This is a genomic window from Chitinophagales bacterium, from assembly GCA_041392475.1.
Taxonomy (GTDB): domain Bacteria; phylum Bacteroidota; class Bacteroidia; order Chitinophagales; family UBA2359; genus JAUHXA01.
Window position 1 is genome coordinate 2301309 of record JAWKLZ010000002.1, and the last position, 19387, is coordinate 2320695.

The 19387-nt window shown below is 38.7% G+C and carries 17 protein-coding genes and 1 pseudogene; 4 read left to right on the forward strand and 14 right to left on the reverse strand.

Annotation, left to right across the window (positions count from 1 at the left end; all coding sequences use genetic code 11):
* Positions 1-19 precede the first annotated feature (19 nt).
* Both R3E32_22560 and R3E32_22565 read right to left on the reverse strand, forming a co-directional pair.
* Positions 20-1027, reverse strand: a complete 1008-nt coding sequence (locus R3E32_22560; protein MEZ4887533.1) for an RNA polymerase sigma factor — start codon at positions 1025-1027, stop codon at positions 20-22.
* A gap of 197 nt (positions 1028-1224) precedes the next feature.
* Positions 1225-3327 (reverse strand): peroxidase family protein, encoded by a 2103-nt coding sequence (locus R3E32_22565; protein ID MEZ4887534.1) that lies wholly within the window; start codon positions 3325-3327, stop codon positions 1225-1227.
* Between the two features lie 640 nt (positions 3328-3967).
* Here R3E32_22565 and R3E32_22570 point away from each other — a divergent pair.
* The gene (locus tag R3E32_22570) at positions 3968-4795 is read left to right on the forward strand and encodes a T9SS type A sorting domain-containing protein (protein MEZ4887535.1); all 828 of its coding nucleotides are present in this window, start codon (positions 3968-3970) and stop codon (positions 4793-4795) included.
* Positions 4796-4905: 110 nt separating this feature from the next.
* Here R3E32_22570 and R3E32_22575 read toward each other — a convergent pair whose 3' ends face one another.
* The 6 genes from R3E32_22575 to R3E32_22600 form a co-directional block, all read right to left on the reverse strand.
* Entirely contained in the window at positions 4906-5640 is a 735-nt protein-coding gene (locus R3E32_22575) for a GldM family protein (GenBank protein ID MEZ4887536.1), read from the reverse strand.
* A 30-nt stretch (positions 5641-5670) separates the two neighbouring features.
* Entirely contained in the window at positions 5671-6369 is a 699-nt protein-coding gene (locus R3E32_22580; protein MEZ4887537.1) for a GldM family protein, read from the reverse strand.
* Positions 6370-6538: 169 nt separating this feature from the next.
* Complete coding sequence (gene hutU / locus R3E32_22585; GenBank protein MEZ4887538.1) at positions 6539-8209, reverse strand: urocanate hydratase; 1671 nt, start codon at positions 8207-8209, stop codon at positions 6539-6541.
* Between the two features lie 29 nt (positions 8210-8238).
* Positions 8239-8595 (reverse strand): DUF5615 family PIN-like protein, encoded by a 357-nt coding sequence (locus R3E32_22590; protein MEZ4887539.1) that lies wholly within the window; start codon positions 8593-8595, stop codon positions 8239-8241.
* A gap of 3 nt (positions 8596-8598) precedes the next feature.
* Complete coding sequence (locus tag R3E32_22595; protein ID MEZ4887540.1) at positions 8599-8832, reverse strand: DUF433 domain-containing protein; 234 nt, start codon at positions 8830-8832, stop codon at positions 8599-8601.
* A gap of 18 nt (positions 8833-8850) precedes the next feature.
* Positions 8851-9801, reverse strand: a complete 951-nt coding sequence (locus R3E32_22600) for an HNH endonuclease (GenBank protein MEZ4887541.1) — start codon at positions 9799-9801, stop codon at positions 8851-8853.
* Between the two features lie 200 nt (positions 9802-10001).
* Here R3E32_22600 and R3E32_22605 point away from each other — a divergent pair, with 200 nt between their 5' ends.
* Together R3E32_22605 and R3E32_22610 are read left to right on the forward strand one after the other, a co-directional pair.
* Positions 10002-12662 carry a carotenoid oxygenase family protein gene (locus R3E32_22605; GenBank protein MEZ4887542.1) on the forward strand — a complete coding sequence of 887 codons (2661 nt, stop codon included), beginning with the start codon at positions 10002-10004 and terminating at the stop codon, positions 12660-12662.
* A gap of 13 nt (positions 12663-12675) precedes the next feature.
* Positions 12676-13158 carry a peptide deformylase gene (locus R3E32_22610; protein ID MEZ4887543.1) on the forward strand — a complete coding sequence of 161 codons (483 nt, stop codon included), beginning with the start codon at positions 12676-12678 and terminating at the stop codon, positions 13156-13158.
* A 17-nt stretch (positions 13159-13175) separates the two neighbouring features.
* On the opposite strand, the gene R3E32_22615 is transcribed toward R3E32_22610, so the two are convergent.
* The 5 genes and pseudogenes from R3E32_22615 to R3E32_22635 form a co-directional block, all read right to left on the reverse strand.
* The gene (locus tag R3E32_22615; GenBank protein ID MEZ4887544.1) at positions 13176-13499 is read right to left on the reverse strand and encodes a hypothetical protein; all 324 of its coding nucleotides are present in this window, start codon (positions 13497-13499) and stop codon (positions 13176-13178) included.
* Complete coding sequence (locus R3E32_22620; GenBank protein MEZ4887545.1) at positions 13471-13977, reverse strand: hypothetical protein; 507 nt, start codon at positions 13975-13977, stop codon at positions 13471-13473. The genes R3E32_22615 and R3E32_22620 overlap by 29 nt, the downstream gene beginning before the upstream one ends.
* Positions 13978-14025: 48 nt before the next feature.
* Positions 14026-15312, reverse strand: a pseudogene (locus R3E32_22625) (IS701 family transposase).
* 177 nt (positions 15313-15489) lie between these two features.
* Positions 15490-16305 carry a hypothetical protein gene (locus tag R3E32_22630; protein MEZ4887546.1) on the reverse strand — a complete coding sequence of 272 codons (816 nt, stop codon included), beginning with the start codon at positions 16303-16305 and terminating at the stop codon, positions 15490-15492.
* 97 nt (positions 16306-16402) lie between these two features.
* Complete coding sequence (locus R3E32_22635; protein MEZ4887547.1) at positions 16403-16771, reverse strand: hypothetical protein; 369 nt, start codon at positions 16769-16771, stop codon at positions 16403-16405.
* Positions 16772-16879: 108 nt separating this feature from the next.
* Here R3E32_22635 and R3E32_22640 point away from each other — a divergent pair, with 108 nt between their 5' ends.
* Positions 16880-18157, forward strand: coding sequence for a hypothetical protein (locus R3E32_22640; GenBank protein MEZ4887548.1), 1278 nt, complete (start codon positions 16880-16882; stop codon positions 18155-18157).
* A 160-nt stretch (positions 18158-18317) separates the two neighbouring features.
* Here the strand turns inward: R3E32_22640 and R3E32_22645 are convergent, their stop codons facing one another.
* The gene (locus tag R3E32_22645; protein ID MEZ4887549.1) at positions 18318-18917 is read right to left on the reverse strand and encodes a hypothetical protein; all 600 of its coding nucleotides are present in this window, start codon (positions 18915-18917) and stop codon (positions 18318-18320) included.
* Positions 18918-19387 lie beyond the last annotated feature (470 nt).

Sequence of the window (19387 nt, forward strand, 5' to 3'; positions counted from 1 at the left end):
TTTTCAATTTTCGATTTTTCTAAATCTCGATTACCTCCAGTTCCGGCGATGGCGAAAAAGCATTGTTGGTAATCAGAATATTTTGTTCCTTGATGTCTAAATGACAGATAAAAGGTTTTTCTTGTTGTTTGTCGATAGTCGAACAAGGTAAAAATTTTACCATATTATTTTCAGTTCTTCGGTTGGAGTCTGAGTCGGATGTTTTTTCTTCAATTTGAACAGCTACCTCTGCCAGCGAAGTTATTTTGGGTGCGTTTGCAGCATACAAAAAATAAGCTGCAATCAGCAAAATGGGTAATAGGCTACACAAACCCATAAGTTTTCCCACTTTGTGTCGTTTATCTTTATCCCTCGTGGCTTTGCTGTGCTGAAAAATAGGCGCAAACTTAGCAAGATGTGAAGGCACATTTTTGGTGGAGGTGAAAAACTGCTCCAATGTTTTTTCTTCTTCAATAGTTGTGCTGGCTTCCCAATATTTGTGTAGTAATTGTTCTATCTCTTGGTATTTTGCTTGCATAAATGCTTCTTTTTCCATGATTAATTTCATTTTTTTGCGAATTCTGGCAACCTGCCCCGTTGCACTGCCAACGCTAATGCCCAATTCTTCTGCAATCTGTTCGTATTTGTATCCTTTCGCCCTCATCCACATCATTTGTTGCCCACGTTCATCCGAATTTTTGGCAATCAGTTTTTCTATTTCTTCCACTTTTTCCTTGTCTTCCAGTCGCTTGTAGGGGTTCATGGAAATTTTGGTCGTTGCAAATTCCCAATAAGCGTCGAAGGTTTTTTGAATGACTTTTTTCTTTCGTAGTATGTCAATTGCACTCCTTTGAAGAATGGTTTTGCAGAGAGCTTTCCAATCTCCTTGAGTAGCCAACTCTTTTTCGTAGCGCATCATTTTGATGTATGTTTCCTGTACGGCATCATCAGCTAAATGACTGCATCTCAATATTCTGGTAGCTTTGTTGTGCAACTCTGAGCGTAGGTGAGGATCTGCAAAAAGGTCAAAGTGTTGTTCATTAGGCATAACGGCGAAAATTGTATGGAGGTGGAGAATAGCAATGTACCTACTTATAAGAACGGTTGTAGTCTGGAAAATGCTACAATTGAAGGGAAAAAAATGAAAATTTTTGGTGGAATAGAGAGGTCTTGGATGCAATAAAAAAGACGCAAGATACAGGATAAAAATCTTGCGTCTTACGTCTAAAGTCTTTCATCTTAGGTCTAATGCACCACCAACTTTTCTGTCAATTGCCCACTGTTGGTTGTCACCGCTAAAATGTAAATTCCACTTGGAATATTCTCCAATTGAAGGGACTGACTGTAAGTGCCACTCCAATCATATTCCTGTGTTCGATACACCACATTGCCATTTAAACCCACCAATTCTACCTGCAAATCAGTTGTTTCTGCAATGGTAAAGCCAATTTGAAAAACACCATTGTTTGGATTGGGAAAAACTTGTAGTTTGGAGATGTTTTCCTGCAATGCAAAACCTGTTTTGTTTCCTCCAAATCCATTAGCGGTACTTCTTCCCAAGCCTCTATGTGGTCTGCCACCACCATTGCCACCACCGTCATTGTTGCAGCCTCTCGCAAAAAACACATTGTCTGCAATATTGACTACTTCTGAATTTCTAACAATAATGTCCGAAAGCCTTGTCCTTCGGATGTCTTGTCGTTCGTTGTTGGTCAATTTCTTATCGTATTCGTAGTAGAACGCATCTCCATCCCGCAATCTTTCAAATTGCGATTTCAAAATGGCGTGTAAGGTAGGTCCAACCGAACTATTTCGGAGTTTGTCTTCTGCTAACAAACCTACCCAAGCGTCAATGTTTTCAATGTCTTTGATATAGGCATTGCTCAGTGCGGTACTCAGTGCATGGTTTTTGGTTATGTCACGAAATTTGTTTGCTCGTTTTCCAGTGTATTGTTTTCGGATGCTGTTGTAGTCGGGTAATCCGTGGTCACGACCTCTTTGGATGTTGAGAGATGCCAAGTCCAACCCAAAAACGACTTCCGCCGTTGGATCTCCAAACAAGAAATTGCGAAGATTGTCAATGATTTGTAAATCTACAGCTTCTTGTACTTGCACCGACAAACCCTTCAAAAGTGGGTCGAGGCCGTAAGTTTTCACCACATCCGGATTGAAGAAACCTTCCAACAAAGAAACCGAACCGTCTTCAATGTCTTCACATTGATTGTCCAAAAGCAGCAATTCTTCTGTTACCATTGTATGCCCCAAGCGATAAGCCGCTGTTGCAAAAAGGTTAGAAATATCTGGCTGAACATGTGGTCTATAGTTTTGGTAAGGAGTCAATTGAATGCCCAAAGCAGGCAGAAATTCACGGTAGGTAATAGCCTGAAGATAAGCCCCCACTCTCTTTCTTGCTATTTGGTACATTTCTTCGTCATCGTTCATTCCGTTTTGCTTCAATTGTTTGCAAATACGGTTGTGTTCTCTGACAAATAAGGTGTGCAGAACGGTCAAGCCAGGTTGTTCATTGGCTCTAACATCCCCTGCCACGAAAACCTTGTTGGTACCGCCACCGTCTCCTGCCATGCTCGGAGCGTTTTCATCCATATTGCTTTCATGTTCACCATCTATGGTATTGAAGGGAAGCAAATCACCCGTTGACGTTTTTAGTTTTCCGTCCACAAAAGTTCGCAGCCAATCGGCTCGTGTTTGCTCTGAACCATAGACATTGGAGGCATCTATCCAAGAGGTAATCAAATTGGTCTGTTGTCGGAAGTTCGTTTCACCTGTTCCTTCGTGAATTTCGGAACGAAAGAACGGAATACTGGCAGTAAATAAGGGTTCATCTTCGGGCATTTGGACGGGTTCATATTCTGTTTCACCTTCGGGAGTTAGGTCTATGTCGTGGTCTATAAACTGCCCCCAAGTAAAAACAAAAGAACTTAGATTTCGAAGGCTCGGCGTACTTTCTGATTGTGCTACGACATAATTGGAGATAGCTCTTGGACTCAATCGGTCACTTCCCGCCATGTCGTTCCAAGTATCAGGATAGCTATAATCAGTGGTCATTGTTCGCATGAGTTGGATGTCTGTTGCGCCCCATTCCGTATTTGCTGGATTGTTGCATGTGCCATCAATGGTTCGGTAAGGAGAATTTTCGCAAGTTAAAGCCTTGTTATTGGTGCGAGGAATGTGCATAAAGGATTGAAGTTCGGTGTGTTTTTGTACTTTTTTTGCAGCCTTATTGGTTTGAGCATTCACCAAGTTTAAGCCTATAAGTAGGCACACGATTGCATATACACTGCTTTGAACTAATCGGTAAAGGGTTGAAGAAGAAATGAGTGTTTTCATTCTGTACTAATTTTTAGCGTTTATTAATGAATGTATATTCTATTTTTGTGTAGGCATAGTTCTTCCATGCTGCAATCGATGATTTTTTTGCCGGCTCATCCAATTGTAGTCAAATGATGGTAAAAGACATATGCTTGTAGATGAGGTAAAACTTGTGGTTTACCCATCAGATACAAAAGCAAATACACTTGATTTTGCTTTTACAAAAAATCAAACATTAACATTAATAATAGAATAGCGATAGCGGATAGGATAATAGGATGGTCAAAAAAAATTGCGAGGGTGTTGACATACCTGAAAATATCCCAAATAATAGCAGTAGTATAACAATAGAGGAATCGAGAAATAAAACAATATTCCCGATTATATGAAGTATTAACCTTTGCAATTTAACATATATTGTACGCAAATCCAAAAAAAATAAATAAATTTAAACTTTGATTGCAGAGAGGTTAGGCAAATTCAAATGGAAGACTCCAATGCAAATTCAACCAATCAATTATATTACTTAAGTCAATTTTCTGCTGATTTATAGTATTTTTTGATGTATTTTTTGTTTTTACAGATTACCCTATTTGCGGATTAACGTAAAAAATGGTAATATACGTTTCTTAGTTCATCACCACATTAAAATAAAACGATGAGAAAGTTCATAATCCTTTTTTTTAGCCTTGTTTTGGTATTATTTAGCACTTTTAGCTTTGCAGGAATCGTAGATATGCGATTTACCAATCCTGTATTGAACTCCAATGAAGGAAACATAGAAACGTACTGTGTTCATGTTCAAATCAAAGCACAAGATATCAGCTTTGAAATCGGTAGTGCTACTGTTTTTTTCTCCTACAATGCAGAAGCTATTACCAAGCCATCTTTTACCTCGATTCACTTCAATGAGCAAAATAAATGTGCGATGAATGGCGCAACTGCACCCTACCAAAACAGTTTCAACTCTTTAGAATCCAATACGAAAGGAGAGGGGAATTATGCCATTTTACTCAATACCGCCAATATGGGCTGTCCAACCGTCACAAACGATTGGGTGGACGTAGCCGAATTTTGCTTTGAAGTAAAAAACAAAGATTTGACCCCCAACCTTCAATTCAATACCAAATACACTGCCTTCAATACCAACGACAATCAAGGCAACAAACACGAATTGGGCGCATTGGAAGGTTTGGACGATTTCACCACAGACATTGACGACCTCGCCGAAAAATTGCCTGTTCGATTTTTCCCCAATTACACCAACAGCGTGGTCAATATCGAATACACTGCAACTGCCAATGAAAATTTGACGATTACGGTTTATGATATGTTGGGTAGAACGATTCAGCAAGAACGCTCTTCGGTTTCGGCTGGTAAAAGCACGACTCAAATCAACCTCGCTAAACACAGTGCGGGTTATTACTTTGTAGAGTTGGACAATGGGAGTCAGAAGGTGAGTGAGAAGATTGTATTGACGAAGTAGGTAAAAAAACTTACCCATACGTAGCCCACGAATTAATTCGTGGGCTACGTATGGGGTTGATAGCCAAAAGGAATAAACTGCCGAATATAATTCGTATTCGGCAGTTTGTCTTACTGAATCTCAAACAACATATCCTCCATATCCCGAATACTCCCATCGAAATCCCTTATTTTGATGTCACTGAAATAATATTTGTCTCCTATTTGTACTTGCCCGATTAATTGAGATGCTTGAGCGTCAAAACTAGGCCCATTGTTGTAAACACTTTGATTGTCGGCTCCTACTCTAATCAAGGCAATATTATACCCTACAACACGCATTCTTGCATCAATATCCATTCCTGTCACATAAGCTAATAATCCTCTTTGCGCTCTAAATTCACCAATACCCATTTTACCTCCTGATTTGTTACCAAGCCGACAAACAATTGGTAGGCTTTTCACACGAAAATCTTGCCGATAACTACAAACTTCTCCAGCCCGATTTTTACCCCTAACAGAAATGGTCACTTTCCCAATTTTTGTTGTTCGCACGTTGAATTTTCCATCTCCAAACGGAATAATCATTCCATCATCTATCCCAACTTCCAGTGATTCTGAAGGTACATTCGTCATTGCTATTGTAATGGGATTTTCTAACCCTACCAAAAACACATTCATTCTATCCACTCCAATAGCAGTCGTAGAATTACACTCAGGCTGCATTGCTGCAAAATGAAAATCGGTTTGTGGCTTTACTTCAATGATTGCAGTGTCAGCCTTATTGACTTGCTGCAATTGATAGGTTTGATAGGCTGCAAAAAGGGTGATTAGGAGGGTGAAAGTGAGGTGGAGAATGGAACGCATGGTTATTGAAGGGGTTTGGTAAACGAAGCATTATTTAATTTCAAACAGCATATTGTCCAATGTTCGTATGCTTCCATCTATGTTTTTTACTTTGATGTCGCTGAAAAAGTAAAAATCTCCTGTTTGGGCTTGTTGAACCAACTGCAATGAAGCATCCGTAAATGTTTCTCCTTCATTGTAAATTCGTTGAATAGCTGCCCCTTCTCTAAAAAGAGAAATGTGAAAACTTACAATTGGTAACCTGCCATCTATACCAACACCTGTTATAATTGCGGTCAAAACTCTTTGTGACCTCATGTCGCCCGCCCATATTTTACCTCCTGATTTACTTCCTATACCAATAATAACAGGAAGGTGTTTGACAATAAACATCCTTTCAAATTGGCAAAGTTCTCCCTGTCGATTTTCTCCTTTCACGCTAATTCTATGAAGTCCTATTTTATCTGGTTTTAATGCAAAGTCACCATTCCCCTGCGAAGTAACTTCGCCTGAAAAACTCACTTCCAAATTTTCAATGGGAACATTAGCCAGTCTTACCGAAATAAAATTTTCTATTCCTGCAAATAATACATTCGTTCTATCTACTTCAATAACAGCTTTGGAATCACAACCTGACTCAATGCTTGCTTTAACGGGATGTGTTTTTTTGATTTGCTGCAATTGATAGGTTTGATGGACTGCAAAAAGGGTTATTAGGAGGGTAAAAGTGAGGTGAAGAATGGAACGCATGGTTATTGAAGGATTTGGTGAGTAATTGCAAATTTTTAACGGCAAAGGACTTATAAAAATTGAATGGGTGATTCTTTTTATCTGCTTCAAAAAAAAAGTGTCCAGATACTGTCTGGACACTTTTTGAAAATACTAATTCTATTTTTGAATTTGTTCCTGCGATTCAACCTTACTCAAACCTCCCCTTCAAATCCAACCGATGCGCCCTCGCCGTATCCTTCGCAATGTCATAGCCCGCATCCGCATGGCGAATCACACCCATTGCAGGGTCATTGTGCAGAACACGCTTCAATCTGCGTTCGGCATCCTCCGTTCCGTCTGCCAAAATCACCATTCCAGCGTGAAGTGAATAACCCATACCAACACCTCCACCATGATGGAAAGATACCCAACTTGCGCCGCCAGCCGTATTGATTAGCGCATTCAAAATCGGCCAATCTGCCACCGCATCCGAACCGTCCAACATCGCTTCCGTTTCCCGATTTGGAGAAGCGACAGAACCCGTATCGAGGTGATCACGCCCAATCACAATCGGAGCTTTCACCTGACCCGTTCGCACCAATTCATTGAAGGCCAAAGCCGCTTTTTCACGTTCACCCATTGCCAACCAACAAATACGGGCAGGTAAACCTTGAAAAGCTATTTTCTCTGTTGCCAACCGAATCCAACGCGCCAAACCTTCGTTTTCGGGAAACAATTCCAACAGCTTTTTATCACAAACTGCAATGTCAGCAGGGTCGCCCGACAAAGCCACAAAACGAAACGGCCCAGAACCTTTGCAGAAAAGAGGGCGAATATAAGCAGGCACAAATCCTGGGAAATCAAAGGCATTTTTTATGCCTCGTTTATCGTGTGCTTGCCCTCTGAGGTTGTTGCCATAATCAAAAGTGATTGCGCCTCGTTTCTGCAATTCCAACATCAATTCGACATGATGTGCCATCGTGTCCAAAGAACGTGACCGAAATTCATCGGGATTTGCCTCCAATAGTGTTTTGGCAGCTTCAATGCTCATTCCTTCGGGGAAATAACTGCCTTCGTCGTGTGCAGAAGTTTGGTCGGTGAGGGTGTCGGGAGTGATATTGCGTTCTATCATTCGCTGCAATAGTTCGGTGGCATTGCAGACCACGCCAATCGAAATGGCTTTGCCCTCGTTTTTGGCTTCAATGGCTGCATCAATCGCCTCGTCAATGTCCAAATATTTTTCATCTATATAGCGGGTTTCCAGGCGTTTGTCAATGCGCCATTCTTCGATTTCTGCAATGAGGGCTGTGCCTTCGTTCATCGTAATTGCCAAAGGCTGTGCGCCACCCATTCCGCCCAAACCTGCGGTGACATTAAGTGTGCCTTTGAGCGTGCCATTGTAGTGTATGTTGGCAAGCGAAAGGTAGGTTTCATAAGTGCCTTGCACAATTCCTTGTGTGCCGATGTATATCCACGAACCTGCGGTCATTTGTCCATACATCATCAATCCTTTCTGCTCCAATTCTCGGAAATGTTCCCAGTTTGCCCAATTGCCGACCAAGTTGGAATTGGCGATGATGACTCTTGGCGCATCTTTGTGGGTAGGTAGAATTCCTACAGGTTTACCCGATTGTACCAACAGCGTTTCGTTTTCTTCCAAATCCTTCAATGCTTTGACAATTAAATCGAAGGATTCCCAATTTCGGGCAGCTTTTCCTGTTCCGCCATAGACCACGAGTTCTTCGGGTTTTTCGGCTACTTCTTCGTCTAAGTTGTTGTGCAACATCCGCAATGCGGCTTCTTGTACCCAACCTTTGCAATTGAGGGTTGTGCCTTTGGGGGTGGTGAGTTTTCTTTTTGTGGGGGTTATTGAGGTCATGTTTGTTGTTTTAGGTTTGGAGAAAATTATTAATAGGCTACAATTCCATCTCTTTTGAAGGCAACAAGTTCATGTCCTGTTTCAAAAAAATCTACAATCACTTCAATATTGCCATCAAACAACTCTAAAAGTTCTGTATTTGCAATATTCCCAAACTGCATCAATAGAACTTTTGGAGGCGCACCTTTCAGAAAGAAATGGTCGAAAAAATCACTATCTTTAGTAACAACTGTTCTTTCTTGGTCTTTGGCAATAGCAACTATTTCATCATCTTCTAATAAGTTTCCTTCGGAGAAATGAGTTGTATGAATAGCATCATAGCCTTTGGTTCTTAAAAATCGAGCTAATCTTGGAGGAAGTTGCGTATTAACTATAAATTTACACATATTCTAAGCTGCTATTGGAGTTATGCTCTTTGCATTTGCCATCAAAGCAGCGTAAAATAAACAAGCGTAAATATCCTCTATTTCTAAATAAGGATAATCTTCTAAAATTTCTTCATTTGTCATTCCAGCAGCCAATAATTCTAATAATTGTGTAACTGTAAATCGCATGTTGCGAATAGTTGGCCTGCCTTTACAAACTTTTGGGTTGAGGGTTATTCTGTTTAATGTTGGGTTCATAATAGATGATTTTATCTTTTACTTTAAATATTTTTCCTTTCTATGCCAACGGAAATTCTCAATTGCAGGATAGTATTTTCTTTCATGAGGTAGTAATATCTTTTTGCCTTCAAATTGTTTAATATTGTAAATACTTTTATTGTTTTCTTCAAACTTATTAGAAACTAATACCTTATAATCGTCACTTATTGCAATTAATCCTCTATCAAAAGCTCTATGTAAATTTGGGCAAAGAACAAAGCCATTCTTTATTGTATCATCTTGTGTTTCACTAAATTGTCTGATATGGCAAGCGTCAATCATACTAATATTTGAAATAGAAGATACTTGCAATTCCGAAATACAACAAGTGTATTTGTAAACTTTTGGAACTAACCTTTTAAAAACAGCACTTCGAGTAAATTTATCTTCCTCCAATTGAAGTAGTTTGTATTTAGTTTGATAATTGATAGGATTTTCTTCTAAAATTTCATCTTCAATATTCTCAATACTATTGGGATAACGGTTATTAGAATATTTCCATTTTGTAGTAGGAAAGTAAGTGTCTAATAATATGGCTTTCAACGCTTCTCGTTTTTCCTCTTGTATTAAAAAAGTAAATAGCTCTGAAACAAAATGAGCGTACTCTACTGCTAAATCAAGGTTTCTAAGGCTACGCATACTCCCTTTCAATTTTATCGCTTCTTCATAACCTTTATTTGGTATTAATTTCCAAAATCCATCCCCTTTTAAATGATAGAATGGTAGAGCAAACCTTAAATCATGGTCTGTAGTTACCAAATCAGACCAATTATTTTTAAAAGATTCAATGAGTTCAGGAGTTATAAAAATTTTATTTTCTGTAATAAATCCTTGCTCAACTTGTTCGATAATTGAAAGCAGTAATATTGGCTTATGAGGTGCACCTCCTTTTTTAGGGTCTCGTCTTAGTTTTTGAAATTTGGTAATGTAATATTGAATTTTCCTCATAAAGGCCAATGATTCATCTCTTGTAATATTAGAGTCCGAAAATTACTACTTTATTATCATTTCTTAACAAAATCCCCCCCTTTTTGATTTGGATTTTGAGTTTTGCTAGTTCAAAAAAAACAAACTAACACTCAAACCATGTCAGTCAATAAAAAATTACGTATTTTCATGTTTATTTTCAGCAACAAAAAATCAAAAAAATGTCGCCACTTTCCTCAACCTCCCACAATACTGAATCCATATCCAAAGACCTACAAAACAGCAATTTACTCCATCAACTATTTGCTAAGAATGAAAGCGAAAAGCTGTTGAATGTCAGTGATTTTAACCAACTGGCAAAAGCGGTCAAACGCAGACAAATTCCCCCTAATACCTCTCTTTTCCAACAAGGAGAAACAGGTATGAATGCAGGCATTTTGGTGAAGGGCAAACTGTTTGGCGAGATAGCCTACAAGGATTTGGGAAAACCCGTCACTTTTGAGATCAAAGAGGGTGACTTGTTTGGTGAAATCAGTTTGGTGACGGGATTGAAGCGAAACGCCAGTATCTATACCGAAGCAGAAGGGGCAGAAATATTGGAATTGTCGGTAGAGAGTTTCGCCATTTTGTTGTCTTTGCATCCCGATATTCCGCACTTGTTGACGAGGATGATTGAGCAGCGTTATGAAGCGAACAAGGCTCAGTACCGAAGTTTGCAGTCGGTTTCGGCAAAGGAGGTAAAAAAGAAATTTAAGCGTAAAAATCTTTTGACCCGCTTTTTGGATACCCTTATTAGTGCCGATAAAATTCCTTCCTTTTTTCCACAGATTGAAACAGGCAGTACCGATAAAAAACTATTTCGTTTAGCAGAATCTTTGCAACAATCGGATTTGTTTGCAAAAATATTGACCGATTCACATGGCAATTCCTTGCTTTCTGGGCAAGCTGTTTACCAATTCTGCAAAAGAACCAAGCTACTTCACTTCAAAGAAAAAAAGCGAATATTCAGACAATACGATAAGAGCGACAGTGCTTATATCGTCGTAAAAGGTAAGGTAGAGTGCAAGGTAGAATTTTTGACTACCCAAAAAACGCAGACCTTCAAGTTGGGACAGGGGAGCATTTTTGGAGAAATGAGTTTGTTGACGGGTCAAGTGCGTAGTGCGAGCATTCGAGCGATGAAAAATGCGGAGTTGTTGGAAATCAACACAAATGATTTTGCTTACCTGCTCAAATTACATCCCAAAGTTTCGGCTGTATTGTTGGAACTTGTGGTACAGCGAAAAAATGCCAATCTTGCCAGCCAACAAACACTTGAAGAACAAGAGGCTTTCAAAAAGGAAGTTTTGCATCGTTTTGAACAAACGGGTATGAAAGCTTTTGGACAGTTTGCCAAAATGTCTTCTACAGCTTTTGACTATTTGGGAACGAAGGCTGAAAAGAAAAAATTGGAGGAAGTTTTGTCGAGTATGTTTTTGGAGGGGAATTTTGCGCCTGTCAAGGAAGAATTGGAGGTCGAGAATCTTTCTGTTATTGGTGAAATCCCACCTGAATTGGATGGAATCTATATCCGAAATGGTCCTAATCCACAGTTTCAACCTATTGGAAGACACCATTGGTTTGATGGAGATGGCATGTTGCACAGCGTTGAATTGAAGGATGGAAAAGCTACTTACCGAAATAAATTCATTGAAACGGAGGGCTTTTTGATAGAAAAAAAGGAGGGTAAAGCGATTTGGTCGGGCCTTTTGGAACTTCCTCAATTTGAAGCCCCTCACGGTCTGGTGATGAAAAATGTAGGCAATACGGGTTTGGTGTGGCATCACAACCGTTTTTTGGCTTTGTACGAGGCGGGAATGCCCTACGAAATCAAACTTCCAAGTTTGGAGACGGTTGGAGAATATGATTTTGACAAACATTGGGATACCTGCTTCAGCGCACATCCAAGAATCGACCCCAAAACGGGCGAAATGTTTGGCTTTAAGTGCAATCCGATTAGTGCGCCCTTTTTAGAGTATGGGATTTTTTCGCCCGATGGAAAATTGAAGCGAAAGGAAGTAATTGACATTCCTCATGCAGTTTCGATTCACGACTTTGCGATTACGCCCAATTACATCGTTTTTTTCATTCCTCCGCTTCGTTACAGCATTGCCAAAGTACTTCAAAATCAGCTTCCTTGGGTTTTTGATATCGAAGGAAAGTGCCGCATTGCAGTTGTGCCTCGTTATGGAAAGGGGGGAGATGTACAATGGTTGGAAATTCCTGCTTGCATGGTTTTTCACCTCTTGAATGCGTATGAGGAAAATGGAAAAATCCATGTTTTTGGCTGCAAAGCCAATGCCACAACGATGTTGATTCCTTTGAATGAGGATGGTACGCCCTTCAATGACAGTTTTGGGGGCAACAACATAGACATCAAACACTATTTGTACCATTGGGAGTTGGATTTGGCGACTAAAGAGGTGCAGGAAGAACGCTTGTCGGATGCGACTTTGGAGTTTCCGATGCTGAACGGCTTGTATTTAGGGCAGAAAATGCGCTATGCTTACTTTGCGAATGTGGGAGAATGGACACTTCAAAACCACCGTTTTGGAGGAGTGGCAAAGTACGATTTTGAAGAAGGAAAAATAACCATTCACCATTTTGCAGCGCATGAGTTTGGTGGTGAACCATTTTTTGTTGCCCGCCCCAATGCTGTTGAAGAAGACGATGGTTGGATTTTGTGTTTTGTTTACAATGAACAAACGAATGGTTCGGAATTGTTGATTTTGGAGGCTCAAAATATTGAAATCCTTCCTGTTGCACGTATTCAGATGCCGAGGCGGGTGCCTTTTGGATTTCATGGGATTTGGGTTTCGGAGAAAGATATGAAGGTCAAATAAAAATTAAACAAATATGAGTAATCTCCACAAAATCCTAAAACTCGGCAACTCGCTCCTCTACCAAAAAGCCATTGAAGTAGAACCCTCTGAAGTGGCAGAACTCCAAAGTGATATTGATTTATTGCACAATTTGGTCTTGGAGTTTAGAGCCAAGTATGGCGCAGGTAGAGCGATTGCAGCTCCTCAAATTGGGCTGATGAAACGAATTATCTGTATGAACACCGATAAGCAGTACACGATAATCAATCCTGTATTGAGTGAATTGAGCGATGAAATGATGGAACTTTGGGATGATTGTATGTGTTTTCCGAACCTGCATGTCAAGGTGCGAAGGCATCGGTATTGTGTGCTGAATTTTCGGGATGAAAACTGGATCGAACATCGTTGGGAATTGAAGGATGATTTATCGGAATTGATTCAACATGAATACGACCATTTGGAGGGAATTTTGGCTACGCAAAGGGCGATTGACGGGAAGGCTTTTCGGGTGGTTTGACCTTAGACAGTTTCAAATCAAAGTAAGTCAAGTAATTCCTTTTCGATGTCTTCCCAAGACTGATTTAAATCAACTGTGCAGACTCGAATACGGTGCTTTTTGTAAAGATACTCAAGTCGAAGCCGTTCTTTTACTTGCGGATAAAGCAAAAAACCTTCACTGTGTTCATTCAATATAGATCCATCCTCGCTATTTAGCAAATAAGCAAATATCTGATAGAGGTGTGCAGAACGAGCCTTGTTGGTATCATAATGATGAGCTAATGCCTCTTTGTAAAATTTTGTATCAATGATAATTTTATGAGGCTGATCTTTATGCTCTAAAACAATGTCTGTCCGCATTGAAGGAATATGTGTGAATTTTAGAGAAAACAGCTTTTGAAAGAACGATATTTTGAACCCCATGAAATCGTTGATACAATCGAAACAACTGCTGTTTAAGTTTTTTATTCAAACCCTCTATTTTGAGCAAATGCAAAATGGACGATTTTAGTATGCAATTGTGAATATTATTGTAGCTAAAATCATCGAAACTGCAATAGGTGTTTCCTGTTAAAACAAGACCTCTCTTAACAGTAGTCGCAATATCGAGTTTCCCTTTGATGCCTGTTACGATACTATTCTGTGTAGTATAATCCCTTTCCAATCCTTTTTTGAATAGGTAGGAAGTGCTATTGATGGTTACTCTTGCAAACAAATCGAACAAGGTGTGACTATCTTCTGTATTAACTGCAATGGTCTTGCCCTCCTCTAGTCCATTCCAAACATAACAAAGAAGATAGTAAATATTGTTTATCGGAATATTATCAGCACTTTTCATGACGTTGATTTTGTTTATGTATTTAATTCTACATTAAGACTCTCATTTTTATTCATGTTGGAAGTGCCAATCAATGGATTTTTGCCTACTTGAATGCCTCTTTTTCATTCTGTTAATCTCCTGTTGAACAGGAGATTTTGGCTGTACTATTGATTGTGCGATTAATGCAAGGACCATCTTTCGGGCATCTGCAATACTCATAAGAGGATATGAACTTTCATGGTCAATTTGCTCTTTTAGCATGAATAACATTGCCATGAGTACAATGGCATGATGGTGATGCCAAGCCTTCCATTTACGGACTTGATAATCAGACATTCTCAATTCATTTTTTGCATCATCAAAATTTCGCTCCACCCAGTACCTTTGTGCTTGAAAATAAGCAAATTGTTCTATTGTATAGTCTTCTAAAGTTCCGTTGCTCAAAGAATACTTAATTTCACTTACTTTGCTGTGCTTACCAATCGTTTTACGAATAATCAAAGTACGTTTATGAGCTTTGGACTCTTTTTTATCCCATACCCATACTGGTTTACAATGTACCCAAGCCTTTAACCAACCTTTAGTTGTTTTACGAATTTTAACTTTTTGCCAATCCTCATTTTCTAAATTCTCTTGATATTGTCGCACCTCAATGGACTCTTTATCAGACTTATATAGAGTAGGAGGACGACCTTTACCTGTTTTTTTAGGAGGTATTGAAATAGGCGGCTCTTCCTCATAAATTCTTTGGTCTTTATGCACATCTAAAACAAATAATACATTGCGGTTCTCTAAAGCACTACAAAGCTCATAATTATGCCCATATAGACCATCGCCACCTACCCAATCAAAACTAATTCCTTCTGCAATAGCCGTATCTACTATCTCTAAGGCTAATTCAGGCTTCGTTTTATACGCTATCAAATCTTTTGGAATACCTGCCTTTTCACACCTGTCTTCATCCTCTGTCCAACAAGAAGGTAAAAATAAGCGTTCATTCAAAAGAGTGCTACGAGTACCATTGACCAAACTCGCATACACTCCTACTTGACAATTATCCACTTTCCCCACTGTGCCTGCATACTGCCGAGCTACTCCTACTGAATATTGCCCTTTTTTGGGGTGACTACTTTCATCCACAAGTAGTCCAGTAGGTTCACCTGTTTTATCTTGTTCTGATAACATCACCTTATTGGCATCTTGACCTACTTGATAAATCAAAGCCTCATGACTCCAAGGTGAATTGCTTAGAAAATGTTGATACTGATGATAAGGCAATGAATCTGTTGTTTCTTCCATTCGCTCCATATTTGCTTGTCCTTTTTCACTTTCCAGTAATCCCTGTAAATAATTCCACCCTTGAGTACTTACATTATTTCTATATACAGCAAAACAATGGCGATAAACCTCAAAATAATCATTATACTTACTTCTATAGAGAGGCTTAACTAGTGAAGTATTCTTTTTTTTATAACCATAAAGCCAATATAATCATTTTTTTGCTATTTTTATAGCTCATTCTTTAGAGTCTTAATGTAGAACTAAATATAGCTCTAATAAAGAGAAAGCCTCATCGTCTCCAAAACTACAATCATAAATGGGCAGTTCTTTTTTGTCCATTTTTCCATGCTCATCTATAAGGCTAATGACGAACATTTTAGGCTCTCTCCAAGGTGTTGCAAAACACTTCCACTTCTTATTGTCTGCTTCAGTATTTTTGTAAGCCCTTGTTCTACTACGGCCTCCATCCATACCTATTATCACACGTTTTCCTGCTAAAGTTTCTTTTTCTGCTAATTGGATATTTACTCTATGCTTCATACAAGTAGTTGCCATGTCCAAAGAAACTTGGCGAATACGGTAGAAGTTACTTTTTACACCAAAAAAAAGTAAAATCATACTCGTCACTACAAAAGAAGGGCAAATAACACTCAGTAAAGTACACAAACTACTAAACGTTGGAGAAGCTTTCGATTGGGTATTCCAGTATAGATCGCTAAGGTGACGTTGTTCTTGGTAATCTACGGGGATTTTTTTGGCATATAATGAACGATACCTTATTCGAGTACCTGTTCGTAACTGAAGTTTGGTAAATCGTAAGGTTAATTTTTTTAGATTCTTTGTTTGGGCTAATGCTTTTTGCTTGCTAAGAAAAATTTCCTGTTGGCTTATATACAATATCAAAACTTTGCACATCTTATCATATAGGCCTAATAACGACCCATGTAGCTTTTCTTCAAAATTGTACAACTCTCCGTTTACCAGCATATCAAGCCAATTTTCACTTGCCAATAAATCATTAAATTCTTTTTTTAGTACTTTTGTAACTGAGGGAGAAATATCCATTTTTTTGTATTTTTGGTTGAATTCAAAAATAAGGAGTTTCTCTCTCTTTTTTCTATAGTTTTACAGGGGACAAATCCATATTGCACCCATGTAGAACTTATTTTTTAGTTGCTTGCCCCACAATCTCTCTAAAAGGCGGTTTGTTTTGCCAAATAAAGCCATCTTTATCTACCGCATAAGTGATGTCTGCCAGCTTGAGCATAAACACAAAATTGATCCAACCATAAGGAGAAAGAACTTTTGTGCCGACCTTTTTAAACTCATTGCCAATATCGTATATCAAAATGTCGTCGTTAGGCATCACATAATAAATGGTGAGGTCATCGTGCATTCTACATTCATAGACGTAATTTTCGGGAGCTTTTTCGGTGATTCCGTAGTGTTCCTGTGCAGAAGCATTGAAGGAAAAGAATGAAAAGGAAAACAAAACAAAGAACAAACCGCAAAAAAGATTGGATAATCGCATAGAAATTCAAGGTTTTAACGTAAATTAACAAAAAAGAAATCTCATTTTTTACAACAAAAAAATGTTGAATAAGTTATTCAACTGAATAAAAAGATAAATTGATAAAGCATGAAGAAATTTGTAGCTCTTTTTGTACTCGTATTTTTTAGTCTTCAAACGCAAGCGGCCTACTTGCTATTGCACATGGACGAAAAACAAAAAGAACATTTGAAAGCCTATGGTATTGCTTATTGGGCATTGGACAATGGGGTAGATGTGGATTGGCTTTTGAACTACCGAGGAGGTAGTTTTGCGTTAGAATACAATCCCTTGATTGAAGGAGAATGTAAAATTCGTGGCGTGAGTTATGAGGTTGTACCTGATGCGAAATATACCTTGATTTTGCAGGAAATTAGCCAACCCGATGTGAATATGGACATTGTGAAACTCGAAAAAGCACCAAAGATTGCAGTCTATTCACCCAAAGACAAACCGCATCACCCCGATTTGCCGTGGGACGATGCCGTAACTTTGGTGTTGGAATATGCCGAAATTCCTTTTGATGTGGTGTATGATGAAGAGGTTTTGGACGAAAAACTGTCAGAATACGATTGGCTTCACTTGCACCACGAAGATTTTACAGGGCAATACGGCAAATTCTATTCTGCCTATCGCAGTCAAAGTTGGTACATCGAACAGGTTCGATATGAAGAAAGCAAAGCGAAGTCACTGGGTTTTGAGAAAGTGTCTCAAATGAAATTGGCGGTGGTCAAAAAAATCAAAGAATATGTGTTAGGCGGTGGTTTTATGTTTGCCATGTGTTCGGCTACCGATACTTACGACATCGCTCTTTGTGCCGAAGGGGTAGATATTTGTGACAGAATGTTTGACGGAGATGGCCCAGACCCCAATGCTCAGGATAAATTGGATTTTGACAAAGCCTTTGCTTTCCACAATTTCATCCTCAATCGAAATCCAACGCAATACGAATTTTCAAGCATTGATGCGACACAAACACGCCAAGCTCTTGTGCCGAAAAATTTGGACTACTTCACCCTGTTTGAGTTTTCGGCAAAGTGGGATCCTATTCCAACGATGCTTACCCAAAACCATACCCGAACGGTCAAAGGATTTATGGGGCAGACAACAGCATTTAGAAAACAATATGTGAAGCCAGAAGTATTGGTGATGGGAGAAAACAAAGCGGCTTCAGAAGCGCGATACATACACCATGAATATGGCAAAGGATTTTGGACATTTTATGGTGGTCACGATCCCGAAGATTACCAACATTATGTGGGCGAACCTGCAACAGACCTCAACCTACACCCAAGTTCGCCAGGTTATCGGTTGATTTTGAACAATGTATTGTTTCCTGCTGCTAGGAAGAAGAAACAGAAAACCTAAGTATAGTGATTAGTAGGTGGGCGATTGGATGAACACCCATCTAAAAACAAAAAAAGCAGTGGAATATTCCACTGCTTTTTTTTATGAACAATATTTATAACTCTTCAAAGTACAATGCCTATCCTTTGAGTAGGCTTTGTATCATGAATCTGAAACTTTATTATCTACTGTGATGCGGCAAAATCTTCCAAATGATTTTCGAGGTATCTTTATCTTGGTTGTTGAAGCGAAATTCTAATTCCTTCAAATATAGATAAATGTGGTCTGATTTTACCCCATAAAATTTAGCTAATTTTTCCTTGGCGTAGTGGTGAAAATCTTTGGCTGTTTCGGAAAGCGTTTTTTCTATCTCATCCCTTTCTTCCTGTGAAAGTGCGTGACCATTTTCTATGTCGTCCTCACCTTCAGCTATTACAACCTCTTTGGTGGCAGCTAGTATTTCTGCCATATTGGGATTAACAAACACTTTATCTTCTCGTTCAATGAGTTGATAAGCAGAGTTATCTTCTGATTCAAAACAGATGCCCTTGCTTTTATACCAGCTAAAATAAGCGGCATTTGTATGCGTTGCATTCAGAACAACATTACTACCACGTAGTTCTTGATAATCTGCAACGGCCAATCTGATTTTCTTGAAATACTTGTTTACCGTATTTCGATTGATCTTCAACTTACGTGAAGTAGCAGTAGCCGTCATTTCGTCTGCAAAACAATTAATAATCTTTTTAATATAGTACTTACTTAAACCATTCATTTTCATTGCTTACTATGGTTAACAATTATACTTTCTAGTCAAGTCACAGTGTAAATGTAACATTATTTATCAAAATTATTTTACATTTCCGTGACAATTATTTAAATTTGCCAAATCAAACCAATAAAGATTTGTCTGTACAATAATTAGCAAATATACTTTTTCATCATTTTTTATGATTTGCTAATCATATACTGCAATAAGTCGTATTGTCATTTGAAAGTAAAATAATCAATAACTATGCCAAATATCAAATAAAAAATAGAACTGTTTTACTTATAAAAATAATAAAGATTTTGGGTTGTTTGTCAAGCAATAAGAAAGTAGGAAGAGTGTGACATATAGGCAAGTTCTTGACGAATAACCAATTTAGGCGTGATTATAGCATGAGTGAAGTGTATTCAAATTTATCCACAGAGCAAGCCCACCCATATACGAATACGAAGTCCACGCAACATTAGTTTCATTCAATTATC

Coding starts and splice junctions, on each gene's coding strand:
- R3E32_22560 (MEZ4887533.1), bottom strand. CDS start 1,027: ATGCCTAATGAACAACACTTTGACCTTTTTGCAGATCCTCACCTACGC.
- R3E32_22565 (MEZ4887534.1), bottom strand. CDS start 3,327: ATGAAAACACTCATTTCTTCTTCAACCCTTTACCGATTAGTTCAAAGC.
- R3E32_22570 (MEZ4887535.1), top strand. CDS start 3,968: ATGAGAAAGTTCATAATCCTTTTTTTTAGCCTTGTTTTGGTATTATTT.
- R3E32_22575 (MEZ4887536.1), bottom strand. CDS start 5,640: ATGCGTTCCATTCTCCACCTCACTTTCACCCTCCTAATCACCCTTTTT.
- R3E32_22580 (MEZ4887537.1), bottom strand. CDS start 6,369: ATGCGTTCCATTCTTCACCTCACTTTTACCCTCCTAATAACCCTTTTT.
- hutU (MEZ4887538.1), bottom strand. CDS start 8,209: ATGACCTCAATAACCCCCACAAAAAGAAAACTCACCACCCCCAAAGGC.
- R3E32_22590 (MEZ4887539.1), bottom strand. CDS start 8,595: ATGTGTAAATTTATAGTTAATACGCAACTTCCTCCAAGATTAGCTCGA.
- R3E32_22595 (MEZ4887540.1), bottom strand. CDS start 8,832: ATGAACCCAACATTAAACAGAATAACCCTCAACCCAAAAGTTTGTAAA.
- R3E32_22600 (MEZ4887541.1), bottom strand. CDS start 9,801: ATGAGGAAAATTCAATATTACATTACCAAATTTCAAAAACTAAGACGA.
- R3E32_22605 (MEZ4887542.1), top strand. CDS start 10,002: ATGTCGCCACTTTCCTCAACCTCCCACAATACTGAATCCATATCCAAA.
- R3E32_22610 (MEZ4887543.1), top strand. CDS start 12,676: ATGAGTAATCTCCACAAAATCCTAAAACTCGGCAACTCGCTCCTCTAC.
- R3E32_22615 (MEZ4887544.1), bottom strand. CDS start 13,499: ATGCGGACAGACATTGTTTTAGAGCATAAAGATCAGCCTCATAAAATT.
- R3E32_22620 (MEZ4887545.1), bottom strand. CDS start 13,977: ATGAAAAGTGCTGATAATATTCCGATAAACAATATTTACTATCTTCTT.
- R3E32_22630 (MEZ4887546.1), bottom strand. CDS start 16,305: ATGGATATTTCTCCCTCAGTTACAAAAGTACTAAAAAAAGAATTTAAT.
- R3E32_22635 (MEZ4887547.1), bottom strand. CDS start 16,771: ATGCGATTATCCAATCTTTTTTGCGGTTTGTTCTTTGTTTTGTTTTCC.
- R3E32_22640 (MEZ4887548.1), top strand. CDS start 16,880: ATGAAGAAATTTGTAGCTCTTTTTGTACTCGTATTTTTTAGTCTTCAA.
- R3E32_22645 (MEZ4887549.1), bottom strand. CDS start 18,917: ATGAAAATGAATGGTTTAAGTAAGTACTATATTAAAAAGATTATTAAT.